This is a genomic window from Brevundimonas sp. KH_060, assembly GCF_057838275.1.
The window spans coordinates 3010540-3026088 of the sequence record NZ_CM174463.1 but is presented as its reverse complement, the minus strand read 5'-3'; the positions used below and the strand labels follow the sequence as shown (position 1 = coordinate 3026088).

The following is a 15549-nucleotide window of genomic DNA, read 5'->3' as shown; positions in this document are numbered from 1 at the left end:
CAAGGCCCTACACCCTCATCTTCACTCGCCGACGGGTCGAGCCAGCCTATTTGGCGACACGCCGCCGCTTGAGCGGCTCCTGATCAGGCGACCTAAGCTGAACCCCCGCGCCGTGCGTGCCAGCGGGTATGAACATCACGCCGGCGGCCTCCAAGGTGGAGGTCAGAAGCTTTGCGTTGGCGGCTGTGACTGGAGCGGCGGCGTTGGTGCTCTCGGCTTTACGCACCGTGTTTAGCGCCAAGCCCGTCCGCTCAGCGAGATCAGAAACGGACATGTTCAGAAGGCCTCGGGCAGCGCGCAGTTGGGCGCCGGTAACGACCACGTCGCGCACGTCCGCATTATGATTCGGCTGCATGATTGACCAATAGCACCATAGTTGATAATTGGCACCAACCTTACGCGAGGGAGGTGACCATGAACGACGTTAAACGCGATCCGCCAGTTTGTCCGCTCCACGGCAAGCCGACGATGCGCGCGACCTGCCAAAAATGTAACGCCGCCTACATGCGGGGCTACCTGAGCACCATGCGCAAGACCCGTCCGGCAAAGGCGATCCTTGAGCGGGCGAAGCAGCGCGCCAGACGGCAGGGGATTCCTTACTCCCTCCGCCGCCAGGACATTGTCTTGCCGACAAGATGTCCGGTTCTGGGTCTTCCTCTGATCGTGGGCGAGGCGCGGTCTGACGCCTCGCCGTCTCTGGATCGCATTGACCCCGCAAAAGGCTACCAGCCTGGCAATGTCAGGGTTATCTGCGACCAGGCCAATCGGTTGAAGGGCAATCGCAGCCTGGGGGAGGTTCTGCGCTTGAGTCAGGCAGGGCCTCGCTGCCGGCGATCGGCGTATGCAGCCGTGGCCGCTTACATGGAACGTGAGGCCCTGCTGGTTGAAGTCAAACAGAAGGCGGCAAGGGAAATCTCCCCTAACAATCCGTGGGCGGTGGTTGCCGAGTTTCTGGAGCGGAAGTTCCGAGAGTTTCCAATCAAGTCGAACAAGTAGTCGTTTGGAATAAAGTTACCTTAATACAGAATTAACTGAACTTTTATTCCAATAACCGCGACATCACAACTTGACTAACGCATTTAGTTAAGTTTTCATGAAGGAACTGCTAACCGCGCACCGACCCATAGGAGACGTGCAACGAACCCAAGGAGAGAGCCATGAAGACCGACGAACGTGACGCACCCAGCCTGACGCCGCTAGAGAATCGCTGGCTGACAGCTGAAGAGGCCGCCGCCTACATGGGCGTGAAGGTGGAGACGCTGTCGAAATGGCGCCTCCGGGGGCACGGCCCTCGCTACTCGGCCGCGCTGCGCCGAGACCCGCGTTACCAACTGTCGGACCTCATGGAGCATATGACCGCGCGCATGGCGTCCAATACCCGCGAAGCACGGGCGATTCGGCATCAACCCTATGATGCTTACCCTGTGACAATGCGACGCCAAGCGCGGCCAGCGGCGCGCCGCTGATTCCACGTCGGCCAAGCGAAAACTCCTAGAGCGCCGCTATGTGGTGCCGGCCCCTTGGGGCGGTAACGAAGACCGCGACTCAGTTTTGTAGAGGTCGGCGGGACGGACCCCGAGCACCTCGGCCAGCTCCCCCAGAACGGCCACGGTCGGATTACCCGCGCCGCGCTCAAGGGAGGTTCGCTTCGACGGCTACCCGCACCGCTTCCACCTGGACCTGGCCCCGTCCGGGACGTAAGCCGCGACTCCAGTCGATATCCCGACCGTGCCTCCTCAAGTCACCCAGGGCATGATGCGCACCGCCCAAACCTGGCACTGAACCGATGGCCTGCCGCCGACCACTTCCGAAGAATGCCGATAATCGATTGAGCCGCTTAGGCTACCCCAATCCCCGGCTGGTCTCGATTGGACCAGACCCGCTGAAATTGATAGGATTGGTCGTTCGCATCGACACGCGGCGTTCCAAAAATGTGGAGGTGGTTCCAGCGGTGGTTCGGGAAAAGGGCGTCACCTATGCCTCGGCTTTGAAGATTTGCAGACGCGTTGCTTCATGGTTCACTAGGATCAACAACTGTCGGCCCGACATCGGGTCGGGCGCCGGATCGATCTGCGATTGAAAAGGGGCGGCTCATGGCCGAGTCGAAACACAACGCATCTGCTGGACCTCATGGGTCCGCAAGTCATGCACAGCACGGGCCGGACGGAATCTCCGACACGGCCGTCGATCCGGTTTGCGGCATGACCGTCGATCCGCAGAAGACGGCCCACCACGCCACCCATGCCGGCCATGATCACCATTTTTGCAGCGCAGGCTGCCGAGAAAAATTCGTCGCCGATCCTGAACATTACCTGAGTCCGTCTGTTGATCGGATTGTGGAAGCCCCGGCGGGGTCGATCTGGACCTGCCCGATGCATCCGGAAATCCGACAGGATCACCCTGGGGCCTGCCCCATCTGCGGCATGGCGCTCGAACCGGAGATGGTGACCGCAGGCGCTGGCCCCAGCGCCGAACTGACCGACATGTCGCGCCGGTTCTGGGTTGCACTGGTGCTGACCCTTCCCGTGTTTGTCCTTGAAATGGGCGCGCATCTCTTCCCCGCGCTGCATCATCTCGTGCCCATGAAGCTGTCGATCTGGATTCAGTTCGTCCTGGCGACGCCGGTCGTGCTCTGGGCAGGCTGGCCTTTCTTCGAACGCGCATGGGCGTCGCTGAAGACCCGCAATCTCAACATGTTCACCCTGATCGCCATGGGGACAGGAGTGGCCTGGGGCTACAGCGTCATTGCGACCTTGATGCCGGACATCTTCCCGGCCGCCTTCCGGGCCTCGGACGGGTCGGTTGCGGTCTATTTCGAAGCTGCCGCCGTGATCACCACCCTGGTGCTGCTCGGGCAGGTTCTCGAACTGAGGGCGCGCGAGCGGACCTCCGGCGCGATCAAGGCCCTGCTCAACCTGGCACCGAAAACCGCGCGGCGTATCGCCGATGACGGCAGCGAAGAGGAAGTCGCGCTCGAACTGGTTGTGGTCGGGGACCGGCTGCGCGTGCGGCCGGGTGAAAAGGTGCCGGTCGATGGTGTCGTCGAGGAAGGCCGCTCGGCGCTCGATGAATCGATGGTGACAGGCGAATCCATGCCGGTCACCAAGACGGTCGCCGACACGGTGATCGGCGGGACGATGAACCAGAGCGGCGCGCTGGTAATCCGCACAGACAAGATCGGCCGTGACACCATGCTGGCCCGCATTGTCCAGATGGTCGCCGAAGCGCAACGGTCGCGAGCGCCGATCCAGCGTATGGCTGACCAGGTCGCCGGATGGTTCGTGCCGGCGGTGTTGGTGGTCGCGGTGATCGCCTTCGTCGCCTGGGGCATATGGGGACCGGAGCCCCGCCTGGCGCACGGACTGGTCGCGGCGGTGGCGGTGCTGATCATCGCCTGCCCCTGCGCGCTGGGGCTGGCGACACCGATGTCGATCATGGTCGGCGTAGGAAGAGGCGCCGGCCTCGGCGTCCTCATCAAGAACGCTGAAGCCCTGGAGCATATGGAGAAGGTCGACACCCTGGTCGTCGACAAGACCGGGACGCTGACCGAGGGCAAGCCTGCCGTCACCCGGATTATCGTCTCAGAGGGTTTTGAGGAGGAAGAACTGCTGCGCATCGCCGCCGGGGTCGAACGGGCGTCCGAACATCCCCTCGCGTTGGCGATCGTCAACGCGGCGATGGACCGCAACATCGAAATCCCCTCCGTCAGCGACTTCGATTCGCCGACGGGCAAGGGCGCGGTGGGAACGATTGAGGGCAGACGCATCACGCTGGGCAATGCCCGCTTTCTGGGAGAGGCCGGGATCGACACCTCTTCCCTTGCGACGCAGGCCGACCAACTTCGCACGGATGGGGCGACCGCGATTTTCATGGGCATCGACAGCATGGTCGCAGGGGTGTTTGCCATTGCTGATCCGGTCAAATCGACCACGGCCGAAGCGCTCACCGCCTTGCGCGCCGATGGCATCACCGTGGTGATGCTGACGGGCGATAACCGCACGACGGCCGAAGCGGTCGCGCGTCAACTCGGCATCGACGCCGTCGAGGCTGATGTGCTCCCCGATCAGAAGGCCGCTGTCGTCGCGCGGCTGAAACAGGAAGGCCGTATCGTCGCCATGGCTGGCGACGGGGTCAATGATGCGCCTGCGCTGGCGACAGCCGACGTCGGCATTGCGATGGGGCCGGGCACCGACGTCGCCATGGAAAGCGCGGGCGTGACGCTTCTGAAAGGCGATCTGAACGGGATCGTCCGGGCTCGCGAACTGAGTAAGGCGACGATGTCGAATATCCGACAGAACCTGTTCTTCGCCTTCATCTACAACGCCGCCGGAGTGCCGATCGCGGCGGGGGTTCTGTATCCCTTTTTCGGCATCCTGCTCTCGCCAATGATCGCGGCGGCGGCGATGGCGCTGTCTTCCGTCAGCGTCGTGACCAACGCACTGCGCCTCAACCGCGTGCGGCTGTGAGTAGGAGCACAACCAGGTCCGATGGCGGGACGGAACTGAACTGTTGCGCAGGGGCGTGCTGGTGGCGTTCAGCCAGACTCTGCGTGGAGGACGCGGCCTGCATGAGATGATCGAGACCGTGGCCTGGCTTTGATCAGCGCCTTCGACAAAGCGCGTAGACAGGATCAATCATCCTGTTCCTGCTGATCGCCGTGGTTGCCTTCTACGCCACCGTGCGGCGCGGGGAGGAATGGCTGGGCACGCGGTGTTCGACGAGCCCTATGCTGCCTATGTGGCGCGCATGCCGCGTTTGTGGTCCGACTTCAGCAAATGGCGCGATCAGGAGACGCTGGAAGTGCGGTCTTCCTTCTTGCTGACCAACCTCCGCGACGGCCTGGCCTTCCTGCTGGTCATTCCGCTGTTCGTGGCGCTGGAGCACGCCTAGAGCAATCGGTCGCTGAGTTGAATCGAATGTGATCGGGCGGGGATTCCCTTGGCGTGCGAACCATGAGTCCATCGGCCTCTGATCTGGGAGGCTATGATGGGCAAGGCGCATTCGGACGATTTGCGGGAGCGGGTGGTCGCGGCGGTGGCGGCGGGGATGTCTCGACACCAGGCGGCGGCCCGGTTCCAGGTGGGGGTGTCTTCGGCGATCCGCTGGGTGACGCTGAAGGCGCAGACGGGGGGCATTGGACAGCGACCTCGGGGCGGCAAGCCACGGTCGCCGCTGGCGCCGCACACGGACTGGCTGCTGGCGTTGATCGCGGTGGAGAACGACCTGACGCTGGCCCAGATCGGTCAACGGCTGCTGGACGACCGGGAGGTTCGGACCAACGAGGCCTCGATCCGGCGGTTCTTCCAGCGCAATCGGATCACCGTCAAAAAAAACACTGCACGCCAGCGAGCAGACGCGGCCCGACGTGGCCGAGGCGCGCGCCCTGTGTAAGGCCAACCAGCCCCATCTTGATCCGGCCCGGCTGGTGTTCATCGACGAGACGGGAGCTAACACCAAGATGGTCCGGGCCTATGCCCGCGCCCCCAGAGGCCAGCGCGCCCTGGCCCGCCAGCCGTTCGGTCATTGGAAGACAACCACCTTCACCGCCGCCCTGCGTCATGACGGTCTGACCGCGCCCTTCGTGCTCGACGGCCCCATGAACCGCGAGGCTTTCCTCGTCTATATCGACAAGGTGCTCGGGCCGACGCTGAGGCCGGGCGACATCGTCGTCATGGACAACCTGCCCGCCCACAAGGGTGACGAGGTCAGGCGGCGGATCGAGGCCCGGCAGGCCCGGCTGATGCTGCTGCCGCCCTACTCGCCCGACCTCAACCCCATCGAGCTGGCCTTCTCCAAGTTCAAGACCCTGTTGCGAAGCGCCGGCGAACGAACCGTCGATGCCCTCTGGGACCGCATCGCTGAGGTCATCAAAGCCTTCACGCCAACCGAATGCGCCAACTACTTCCGCCACGACGGATACGAACCAACTTGAGCGCCGAATGGTCTAGCGGTGTAAAGGCCGTCTCGGCCATCAGCCCCTGTGAATGCAGTCGCCAGTGGTTTCTCCGCCTCCGCCCGGGCGGGCGTCACCAAAAACTCTAATGATGGTGCCGATGGTGCTGTCACCCTCGGCCAGTCCGGCTCACACCAGCGGGAGCGCCGGTGGCACTCTCAGCCAGTTTGGCTGACACCGATAAAGTGCTCCTTGCGTGGGGAGTGTCTCGCTTAAGCCATCTGGCCGTCCCAACCCGGAATGGCCCTATCCGTTGGACGGGTGCGCTTGAATTTGGTAGTTTCGCTAGGCCGTTTCAGATTGATGCGGCTCACAAATGCGGAGGTGGTTCCAGCGGTGGTTCGGTAAATGGGCGAGGTTTGAGTTGTCGGGTGAGCGCGGTGTTCGTGCGTTGATTTTTCAGCGTAATCACCCAGTTTTCCTAGTCAATCGGCTTCTCTCTCAAGGGGAGAAGGACCATTCCTGTTTGACGTCTTCGTCTGCTTCCTGCGCCAGCCGCCCGGCGCGTTCGACCTCGAACCGCTCCGGCGATAGCTGCGACAGCGCCCACACCGCCGCCCCACGCACCACGGGCGCCGGATCGTCCAGCAGCCCTTCGACCGCTGCGATCAACGCCGCCTCGCCCGAGTTCCCGGCCGCGTAAAGCGCATTGCGAATGAACCGATCGCGGCCGATCCGCTTGACCGGGCTCTTGGTGAACAGGGTGCGGAAGGCGGGGTCGTCCAGCGCCAGCAGGTCCGCCAGCGGCGGCGACTTCAGCGCGTCGCGCGCCTGCAACCGCGCCTCTGACGCCTCCTGCGCGAACTTGTTCCACGGACAGGCGGCCAGACAGTCGTCGCAGCCGTAGATGCGGTTGCCCGTCGCGATGCGGAACTCGCGCGGCCAGGCGCCGGCGTATTCAATGGTCAGGTAAGAGAGGCAGCGCCGGGCGTCGATCTGGAACGGCGCCGGAAAGGCCTGCGTCGGGCAGGCGTCCAGACAGGCGGTGCAGCGGCCGCAGTGCTCGGTCTCGGCCTCGTCCGCTTCGATCTCGGCGGCGCTCAGTATGGTCCCCAGGAACAGCCAGTTGCCGTGGGTGCGGCTGAGCAGATTGGTGTGCTTGCCCTGCCAGCCCAGACCCGCCCGCTGGGCCAGCGGCTTCTCCATCAGCGGGGCGGTGTCGACGAAGACCTTCACCTCCTGGCCCAGCCGCGCGGCGATCTGACCGGCCAGGATCTTCAGCCGCCCCTTGATGACCTCGTGATAGTCGTCGCCGCGCGCATAGACGGAGATATAGCCCGCCGACGCCTCCTCCAGTTCTGGCCGGGGATCTTCGTCGGGGCCGTAGTTCATGCCCAGAACGATAGCCGTCTTCGCCTCGTCCCACATGGCGGTGGGGTGGGCGCGGCGCTCCAGCGTCGTCTCCATCCAACCCATGTCGCCGTGACGGCCCGCGTGGACGAAGTGGGCCAGCTTCTCGCCTGCGCTCCACGGATCGCTGGCCGAGGCGAAGCGGCACACGCCGAAGCCCAGTTCGGCGGCGCGCTGTCGGATGAAGATGCGGGGATCGGCCGCCATGAGGGCGCTTTAGCCCTCTGTGCCCTTAGAAGTCGAGGTCGGCGTACCAAGGGGCCGGATGCACGCCGGGGAAGCGGTCGCCCAGAAGCGGCCGGAAACAGGGGCGCGACTTCAGCTTGGAATACCACAGCTTCAGCGACGGCCAGGACGCCCAGGCGATCTCGCCGAAATAGTCCAGCACCGACAGATGGCCCGCCGCGATCAGGTCGGCCTGGCTGAGACGGCGTCCGGCCAGCCATTCGCGGCTCGAAGCCAGCGGCTCCAGCACCGACAAATGGCCCTTCAGGGATTCGCGGCCTTCGCGCAGCATGCGGGCGTCGGGCGGCCCCAGACGCAGCAGGGGCTTCTCCATCCGCTCATGCAGCAGGACGGCGTCCACCTCGTCGGTGAAACGGCGGCTGAACCAGGTCGCGAGGCGGCGCGCCTCGGCGCGTTCGGCCGCATCGGCGGGCAGCAGCAGATCGCCTTTGGAGCGATCTTCGATCCAGCCCAGAACCGCCTCCAGTTCGCACAGGGTCAGGGGCCGGTTCTTCTCGGTCGTCCTCAACACCGGGGGCATGCCCGAGGGGTTCAGCTCGAACAGGGGGCAGTCGTCCTCCCACGGACGGACGGGCTCCTCGCTGTAGTCGACCTTGGCTTCGCCCAGCGCCAGCCGCGCCGCGCGCGAAGCCGGATGAAAGGCGAAATGATAGAGGACGGCGGGCGTGGACATCGTCCGGTCTTCATGCGCCCGCGCGCGTTAAGGCTCCGTTTACCGCGCGCGATTGTCGCAGGGGTTCAGGACCAAGGGCCGGTGCGGGCGACAGGCGCGTCGGGCGCGGTCGGTTCCGGCGTCGACGGCCGGGCCGGGGCGAAGGCGCCGCCGTGCGGTTCGGCGGCCCCGCGCGGGTCGGCGTGGATCAGGATGTCAGCGTGGGGGAAGGCCTTCAGCACCCGTTTCTCGGCGTCCAGAATGATGTCATGGGCGGCCTTCAGGCTGAGGTCGGGGTCCAGATCGACGTGCATCTGCACCATCAGGGCCTGACCGGCCATGCGGGTGCGAAGCTGGTGGACGTTGGCGATGCGGGCGTCCTCGGTCACGGCGGCGACGATGGCGGCGCGGTCCTCGTCCGAGGCGGCCTGATCCAGCAGGTGGCCGGCCGCCCCCTTCAGCAGATTGATCGCGCCCCAGGCCAGCCAGACCGCGACCACCAGGCCCGCCGCCGCGTCCAGTCCCGGCGCCTGGAGGAAGGCGCCCGAGATCACCCCGATCAGCACCACGACATTGGCGGCCAGGTCGGCGGCGTAGTGGGCGCGGTCGCCCGCCACGGCCAGGGAGCCGGTCTTCTTCATCGCCTGAGTCTGCATCCACACCAGGCCCGCCGTGATGGCGATGGACAGGACGACCACGCCGACGGCCCAGCCGCCCGAGGTGACGGGGCGCGGGTCGAAGATGCGCTGGATCGCCTCCCAGCCGATGAAGACGCCGGACGCCAGCACCATGCCCGCCTGCACCAGGGAGGCCAGGCCCTCGGCCTTGCCGTGTCCATAGCGATGATCGTCGTCGGGCGGGGCGGCGGCCCAGCGCACGGCGAAGAAGGTCGCCAGCGACGCCACCAGGTCCAGCGCCGAATCCGCCAGGCTGGCCAGGATGGAGACCGAACCGGACGCCCCCAGGGCGAAGGCCTTCATGACGATCAGCAGGACCGCCGTCGCCACCGACAAGGTGGTGATCCGGCGCGTGGTCTCATGGGCGGCGTCGAGGGGAGAGGCGGTCATTTCCCTGCCCTTGTCGCCCAAAACAACGCCCGCGCCAATGGCGGCGGCGGGGCGGGGACGCTAAGGAGAGGAGACGGGACGCCGCAGGGCGCAGCGCGCCCGACGTAAAGATCGAGACGGAGCATTCATGGCGGACTGGCTGGCGGCGATCCTTCTGGGTCTGGTCGAAGGATTGACCGAGTTCATTCCGGTGTCGTCTACCGGCCACCTGCTGCTGCTGGGGCATTTCCTCGGCTTCGAAAGCACCGGCAAGACGTTCGAGATCGTCATCCAGCTGGGCGCCCTGCTGGCCATCATCAGCGTCTATTTCAAGCGGCTGTGGACGCTGGCGACGCGCTGGCCCTTCGACCCCGAGGCGCGGCGCTTCCTGATCGGCCTGCTGGTCGCCTTCCTGCCGGCGGCGGCGATCGGCTATTTCGCCTACGGCTTCATCAAGACGGTGTTGTTCGAGACGCCGCTGGTGGTCTGCGTCGCCCTGATCGTCGGCGGTGTGTTGCTGCTGTGGCTGGACCGGATGAACAAGATCCCCGCCTATCTGGACGCTGATCGCTATCCGTTCCGGGTCTATTTCCTGATCGGCCTGTTCCAGTGCCTGGCCATGATCCCCGGCGTGTCACGCTCGGGCGCCACCATTGCGGGCGGTCTGCTGCTGGGCACGGACAAGCGGTCGGCCGCCGAGTTCAGCTTCTTCCTGGCCCTGCCGACCATGGGCGCGGCGGTCTTCTATGATCTGTTCAAGAACCGCGACGTGCTGGACTTCAGCGACTTCGGCCTGATCGCCATCGGCTTCATCGCCGCCTTCATCTCGGCCCTGGCCGTGGTCCGCTTCCTGCTCGACTTTGTGTCCAAGCGCGGCTTCGGCCCCTTCGCCTGGTGGCGCATCGTGGTCGGCGTGGTCGGCATCATCGGCCTGGGCGTGACGGGCGCGCTCTGACGCCCTCATGCAGCGTGCAGCAAAAACCCCTCGGGACGCCGGTCTCGAGGGGTTTTTCTTGAGCCGTCGTTGAGATCAGGCGGCGGGGCTTTCGGCGTACTGGCCGCCGTCGCGATAGCGCCACAGATAGCTCGGCGCGATGGCCTCCAGGCCCGAAGGCTCGACGCCCAGGTCGGCCAGGCCCTTGGCCCCCGGCGCCACGACGTTGTCGTTCTCCAGCAGCACGACCTGATCCTTGGTCAGGGCCGGGGCCAGGCCGATCATGGCCGGGATCTGGGCCAGCGAGCCGATCAGGCGCGCCACCGGGAAGGGCAGCGGCAGCAGGATGTTGCGGCGGTTGGTCTCGCGCAGGATGAACTTCAGGATGTCCTCGAAGGTCCAGACCGACGGGCCGCCCAGTTCATAGGTCTCGCCCTCGGCCTCGGGGGCGACGGTCGCGCGGGCGATGGCCTCGGCGGCGTCGGCGACATAGACGGGCTGGAACTTCGTCTGGCCGCCGCCGATCAGCGGCAGGACCGGCGACCCGCTGGCCATGGCGGCGAAGCGGTTCAGGAAGTGGTCGCCCGAGCCGAAGACGATCGATGGACGCACGATCACCGCGCCGGGGAAGGCGGCGCGCACGGCGGCTTCGGCCTGGCCTTTGGTGCGGGCGTAGTCGGCCTTGCCGTCGGCGTCGGCGCCCAGAGCCGAGATGTGGGTCAGGCGCTTGGCGCCCGCCGCCTTGGCCGCCTCGGCGACATTGATCGCGCCCTCGACGTGCAGGGTCTGGAACTTGCGGCCGCCGGTCTCGAACAGGATGCCGACCAGGTTGATCACGGCGTCGGCGCCGCGCACGGCCTCGGCCACGGCGGCCTTGTCGGTGATGTCGCAGCGCACGACCTGAACCTGGCCGACGTCGCCGGCCATGTGCAGCACGGGCGCGCTCTTGGCGTTGCGCGCGGCGACGCGCACGCGCCAGCCGCGACGGGCCAGGGCGCGCACCACCTGGGTTCCGATAAAGCCCGAGCCTCCGAACACGGTGACCAGACCGGGGGCGAAATCAGCCATCTCAGACGCTCCAACGCCAAGCCCCGGCCGCAGACGCAGCCGGAGGCGAAAATCTCATGGGCGGGGCTTAACCGAAGCGGCCCCGCCCCGCAACGAGAAGGGGCGGGATTCCGCCCGATCCATTCGCCTCTTGGGCAGCCCCTCAGTCGGCCCGGTGAACGATGCGCCCGCCCACGACCGTCAGCACGGCCCGGCCCTTGGGAATCTCGGCGGCGGGGACGGTCATCAGGTCGATGTCGAAGGCGGTGAAGTCGCCGCGCTTGCCGACGGCGATGGTGCCCAGTTCGTCCTCGCGGAAGCTGGCGTAGGCGGGCCACAGGGTGAACATCTTCAGAGCCGTCGTCCGGTCCACGGCCTCGTTCGGGCGCCAGTCCGGCCCCTGGAAGCCGTTCAGGTCGCGCCGCGCCACGGCGGCGTAGAACTCGATCAGGGGATCGCCGCGCTCGACCGGCGCGTCCGAGCCGCCGACCACGATCACCCCGCGGTCCACCAGAGTATGCCAGGCATAGGCCCCGTCCAGACGGGCGTCGCCCAGACGGTCGGCGGCGAAATGCAGGTCGCCGATGGCGTGGCTGGGCTGCATCGAGGCGATGATCGGCAGCTCGTCGAAGTAGTGATAGTCGGCGGGCCGGATAATCTGGGCGTGCTCGATGCGCCAGCGCGGATCGGCCAGCTTCCACTCGGACTTCGGCACGGCGCGCAGGGCTTCTTCATACCAGGCCGCGACGTCGTGGTTGCCCTGATCGCCGATGGCGTGGGTGGCGATCTGGATGCCGGCGCGCAACGCCTCCTGATAAAGCGGCATGACCTCCTCGCGCGAGGTCCGCATCAGGCCGGTGGTGTCCGGGCGATCCGAATAGGGCTCGAACAGCTTGGCCCCGCGCGAGCCCAGGGCGCCGTCGGCGTAGAATTTGATCGCCCGCGTGATGACCAGGCCGTCGCCCGCGTCGCGCGGACCGCCCGCCATCAGGGCGCGCGCGTCGCCCATGTCGATATTGTTGTAGACGCGGGCCGTGGCCTCGCCGTCGCGCGCCATCTGCTCCAGCAGGGGCACGTCCTTCCACGGCGCGCTCATGAAGTGGATGCCGGTCCAGCCGTAGCGGGCGTAAACGTCGAAGCCCGCGCGATAGGCTGCGCGCGTGGCCGCCGCGTCGGCCTGCGGCGCCAGGCCCGCGATCAGATCGCCCGAGGCGTCGACCAGCAGGCCCGTCGGCTGGCCGTCCGGCCCCTTCAGAATGTCGCCGCCCGAGGGTGAAGGCGTCGAGGCGTCGATGCCCGCCGCCTTCATCGCGGCGCTGGAGACGGCCACCGCATGGCCGTCGGCGCGGGTCAGCATCACGATCCGGCCCGGCGCGGCGGCGTCCAGATCGGCGGCGGTCAGGAAGCGTTTCTCGGGCCAGCGGGTCTCGATCCAGCCGCGCCCGACGATAACGCCCTCGGGGTGGGCCTCGGCCCAGGCGGTCAGACGTTGCATGGCCTCGACGACCGAGGCGGAGCCTTCCAGGTTCAGCGTCGTCTCGCGCCAGCCGATGCCGTCCAGGTGGGCGTGGCCGTCGGTGAAGCCGGGGAACAGCGCCGCCCCCTTCAGATCCACCACCTCCAGCCCCTCGGCCGAAGGCGCGCCGTTCGCGGCCCCGACATAGGCGATGCGTCCGTCGCGCACGACCACCACCTCGGCGGTCGGCCGGGTCTCGTCGCCGGTATGGATCGGCCCGCCCCGGATCAACAGGTTCTGGGCGTAGGCCGCAGGCGCGGCCGCCAGCATCAGGGCGGCGGCCAGGGACAGGGTCTTCAGGGTTCGGATCATCAGCGCCTCCAGTCGCGGCGCAGGGGAGCCTCAGCCGAGCTTGGCGTCAAGCGATCCTGCGCGCATCATCGCCGCATGAAGCTGTTCACCATCGGCTATGAAGGGGCGACGCAAGCCCAGGTCATCGACCGGCTGAAGACGGCGGGCGTGGAGCTGGTCGCCGACGTGCGGGCGGTGGCCTCGTCCCGCATCGCCGGCTTTTCCAAGACGATCTTGGGCGAAAGCCTGAAGGCGGAAGGGCTCGACTATCTGCAGCTGCGCGCCCTGGGCACGCCCAAGGCGGGGCGCGACGCAGCGCGCAAGGGCGATGTCGCAACCATGCACGCCGTCTTCTCCGCCCACATGCATGAGCCGGACGCCGAGGCCGCCTTCCAGCAGTTGCGCCATGTGGCGGGCGAGCGGCGCGTCGCCCTGTTGTGCTTCGAAGCCGACGCCTGCGGCTGCCATCGCTCCATCCTCGCGGGCCGGCTGGCGCGCGAGGATGGAGCTGAGGTGGTGAACCTCTAGGCGATCTTACGGACGCCCCACCACCTGATCGACCGAGTTGCTGGTGACCGGGTGATACAGCGGGCGGGCCTTGGCGTAGATGCGCGTGGCGATGGGACGGCCCCAGTCGCCTTCGGCCCACAGGGTCTGGAACAGCGGCAGGACGAATTTGCGCCGTCCCTGGCTGGTCAGGAAGCGGTCGGCCGTGGCGACGGCGGGCTCATAGCGGTTGGCCAGGGCGGCCTGCAGCCAGGCGAAGACCAGTTCGGCGTTGCCTTCGCGGTCCAGCTTCAGCGTGCTTTCCAGATCGGCCAGCTGGGCTGGGCTCAGCCAGTCGCCGCCCGCCGCCAGCCCCTCGGGCCGCCACGACAGGAAGCGCAGGCGCTGCTGGGTGTTCCAGTCCTTCCACGGCACGGCCGAGGCCGGGCCCTTGGCGACGTAGAAGGCGCGGGCGGCCGCATCGACCGGCTCGAAGGCGTGCGACACCGGCGCCTGGACGTTGGACGGCAGGCCCGGCTCATAGACCCAGGCGTTCAGTTGCAGCTTCTGCTCCAGACCCGCGTCGCCCTTGATCAGGTGCGTGCGGATGTCCTCAAGGAAGCGTTCCGACGTCATGGGCCGCCAGGCGTTGCGCTCGAAATAGCCGCGCAGCCAGGCGTCGAACGCCTCGCGCCCGGCGATCTGTTCGATCGTCCGCAGGAAGGCGGCGCCCTTGTCATAGGCGATGGTGTTCATGCCGTCGTCGGGATCGCGTCCGGTCAGCTCCAGGTGCAGGCGGGTGTCGGCGGGAGCCAGCTCCTTCAGCTCGTCCTGCAGCCCGCCCCAGGCCAGAACCTGTTCCTGCACGGCGGCGTCGCGTCCGTAGACGGCCTCCATGATCCGGTTCTCGAAATAGGAGGTGAAACCTTCATTCAGCCAGAAGTCGTCCCATGTGGCGTTGGTCACGAGGTTGCCTGACCAGGAGTGCGCCAGTTCGTGCGCCACCAGCGAAACCAGCGAGCGGTCCCCGGCGATGATGGTCGGGGTGGCGAAGGTCAGCATGGGGTTCTCCATGCCGCCGAAGGGGAAGCTGGGCGGCAGGACCAGCAGGTCGTAGCGGCCCCAGCGGTAGGGGCCGTACAGGGCCTCGGCCGCGTCCACCATCTCGGCGGTCGGCTGAAGTTCATGCGCCGAGGCCTGAAGTTGGCTCGGCTCGGCCCAGACGCCGGTGCGCTCGTCGAACGGGGCGAAGGCCAGGTCGCCGACGCCGATGGCGATCAGATAGGGCGGGATCGGGTTGTCCAGCTTGAAGCGCCAGGTCTTGGTCCCGGCGTCGGCCGCTTCGCCCTTCGGCGTCAGTTGCTCGGCCGACATGACCACGGTCAGATCGGCCGGGGCGGTGATGCGGGCGCTGTAGGACTGGCGGATGCCGGGGCTGTCCTGAGTCGGAATCCAGGTGCGGGTCAGGATCGCCTGGCCCTGGCTGAACAGATAGGGCTTCTGGCCGCCCGCCGTCTGCTGCGGGCTGAGCCACTGCAGGGCCGAGGCGTCGGGGCGGGTGGAATAGTCGATGACGATCTTCTGCGTCTCGCCGCCCTGGAAAGCCGGGATGCGCACGGTCAGGGGCTGGCCCTTGATCGGATCAGACGCGCCCAGGCTCCATTGCAAGGCGCGGCCCTGGGCGTCGGTCACGCCCTTGATGTCCAGCATCTTGGCGTCCAGCACCACCTCGGTCGCGCCGGGACGGCCGGTCACGTCCAGCGTGGCCTTGCCCGCCAACGTCTTGGCGGCGAAGTCGGCGGCCAGGTCCAGATCGACGTGCGTGACCCGCGCCTCGGCCGGGCGGGCGTAGGAGTGGGCGTCGTTGACGTAGTCGGTCGCGGGGGCCGGCGTCGGCGCGGCGGGAACCAGAGGAGTCATGGGGGTGATCTCTCCGGTCGTGGCGCAGGCGCCCAGGGACGTGGCGAGGGCGGCGGCGAGGGCAAGGGCGGAAACCCGCCCGACCAGCTTCAGGGTCATCGAACGCTC

The 15549-nt window shown here is 66.9% G+C and carries 14 protein-coding genes; 7 read left to right on the top strand and 7 right to left on the bottom strand.

Features of this window, described 5'->3' with window-relative positions:
- Window positions 1-46: 46 nt before the first annotated feature.
- Entirely contained in the window at window positions 47-331 is a 285-nt protein-coding gene (locus AC3IPP_RS14930) for a helix-turn-helix transcriptional regulator (protein ID WP_312161278.1), read from the bottom strand.
- A gap of 83 nt (window positions 332-414) precedes the next feature.
- Between AC3IPP_RS14930 and AC3IPP_RS14925 the strand changes: the two genes are divergently transcribed.
- The 5 genes from AC3IPP_RS14925 to AC3IPP_RS14905 all read left to right on the top strand — a co-directional run bounded on the left by AC3IPP_RS14925 (window position 415) and on the right by AC3IPP_RS14905 (window position 5932).
- Window positions 415-996, top strand: coding sequence for a hypothetical protein (locus tag AC3IPP_RS14925; protein WP_303682700.1), 582 nt, complete (start codon window positions 415-417; stop codon window positions 994-996).
- A gap of 161 nt (window positions 997-1157) precedes the next feature.
- Window positions 1158-1466 carry a helix-turn-helix domain-containing protein gene (locus AC3IPP_RS14920; RefSeq protein ID WP_303682699.1) on the top strand — a complete coding sequence of 103 codons (309 nt, stop codon included), beginning with the start codon at window positions 1158-1160 and terminating at the stop codon, window positions 1464-1466.
- 627 nt (window positions 1467-2093) lie between these two features.
- Window positions 2094-4466, top strand: coding sequence for a heavy metal translocating P-type ATPase (locus AC3IPP_RS14915; protein ID WP_178823912.1), 2373 nt, complete (start codon window positions 2094-2096; stop codon window positions 4464-4466).
- A 229-nt stretch (window positions 4467-4695) separates the two neighbouring features.
- Entirely contained in the window at window positions 4696-4890 is a 195-nt protein-coding gene (locus AC3IPP_RS14910) for a hypothetical protein (RefSeq protein ID WP_296563227.1), read from the top strand.
- A gap of 96 nt (window positions 4891-4986) precedes the next feature.
- Window positions 4987-5932, top strand: a protein-coding gene (locus AC3IPP_RS14905; RefSeq protein WP_376745491.1) for an IS630 family transposase whose coding sequence is annotated in 2 segments (ribosomal slippage) — window positions 4987-5324 and window positions 5323-5932 — 948 coding nt in all. Because the reading frame shifts where the segments join, the coding sequence is not laid out codon by codon here.
- Window positions 5933-6394: 462 nt separating this feature from the next.
- On the opposite strand, the gene queG is transcribed toward AC3IPP_RS14905, so the two are convergent.
- The 3 genes from queG to AC3IPP_RS14890 form a co-directional block, all read right to left on the bottom strand.
- Window positions 6395-7510 carry a tRNA epoxyqueuosine(34) reductase QueG gene (queG, locus tag AC3IPP_RS14900; protein ID WP_489149536.1) on the bottom strand — a complete coding sequence of 372 codons (1116 nt, stop codon included), beginning with the start codon at window positions 7508-7510 and terminating at the stop codon, window positions 6395-6397.
- Between the two features lie 25 nt (window positions 7511-7535).
- Window positions 7536-8222 carry an FtsZ-binding protein FzlA gene (fzlA, locus tag AC3IPP_RS14895; protein WP_489149535.1) on the bottom strand — a complete coding sequence of 229 codons (687 nt, stop codon included), beginning with the start codon at window positions 8220-8222 and terminating at the stop codon, window positions 7536-7538.
- Window positions 8223-8287: 65 nt separating this feature from the next.
- Window positions 8288-9268, bottom strand: coding sequence for a cation diffusion facilitator family transporter (locus AC3IPP_RS14890; protein ID WP_489149534.1), 981 nt, complete (start codon window positions 9266-9268; stop codon window positions 8288-8290).
- Between the two features lie 127 nt (window positions 9269-9395).
- On the opposite strand from AC3IPP_RS14890, the gene AC3IPP_RS14885 reads away from it, so the two are divergent.
- A complete protein-coding gene (locus AC3IPP_RS14885; RefSeq protein WP_489149533.1) occupies window positions 9396-10202 on the top strand; it encodes an undecaprenyl-diphosphate phosphatase in 807 nt (268 codons plus the stop codon).
- Between the two features lie 75 nt (window positions 10203-10277).
- On the opposite strand, the gene AC3IPP_RS14880 is transcribed toward AC3IPP_RS14885, so the two are convergent.
- Both AC3IPP_RS14880 and AC3IPP_RS14875 read right to left on the bottom strand, forming a co-directional pair.
- Window positions 10278-11249 carry a complex I NDUFA9 subunit family protein gene (locus AC3IPP_RS14880; protein ID WP_489149532.1) on the bottom strand — a complete coding sequence of 324 codons (972 nt, stop codon included), beginning with the start codon at window positions 11247-11249 and terminating at the stop codon, window positions 10278-10280.
- A gap of 142 nt (window positions 11250-11391) precedes the next feature.
- The gene (locus AC3IPP_RS14875) at window positions 11392-13056 is read right to left on the bottom strand and encodes an amidohydrolase (RefSeq protein WP_489149531.1); all 1665 of its coding nucleotides are present in this window, start codon (window positions 13054-13056) and stop codon (window positions 11392-11394) included.
- A gap of 75 nt (window positions 13057-13131) precedes the next feature.
- Between AC3IPP_RS14875 and AC3IPP_RS14870 the strand changes: the two genes are divergently transcribed.
- The gene (locus AC3IPP_RS14870; RefSeq protein WP_087138799.1) at window positions 13132-13563 is read left to right on the top strand and encodes a DUF488 domain-containing protein; all 432 of its coding nucleotides are present in this window, start codon (window positions 13132-13134) and stop codon (window positions 13561-13563) included.
- A 6-nt stretch (window positions 13564-13569) separates the two neighbouring features.
- Here the strand turns inward: AC3IPP_RS14870 and AC3IPP_RS14865 are convergent, their stop codons facing one another.
- Complete coding sequence (locus AC3IPP_RS14865; RefSeq protein ID WP_489149530.1) at window positions 13570-15540, bottom strand: M1 family metallopeptidase; 1971 nt, start codon at window positions 15538-15540, stop codon at window positions 13570-13572.
- Window positions 15541-15549: the final 9 nt, after the last annotated feature.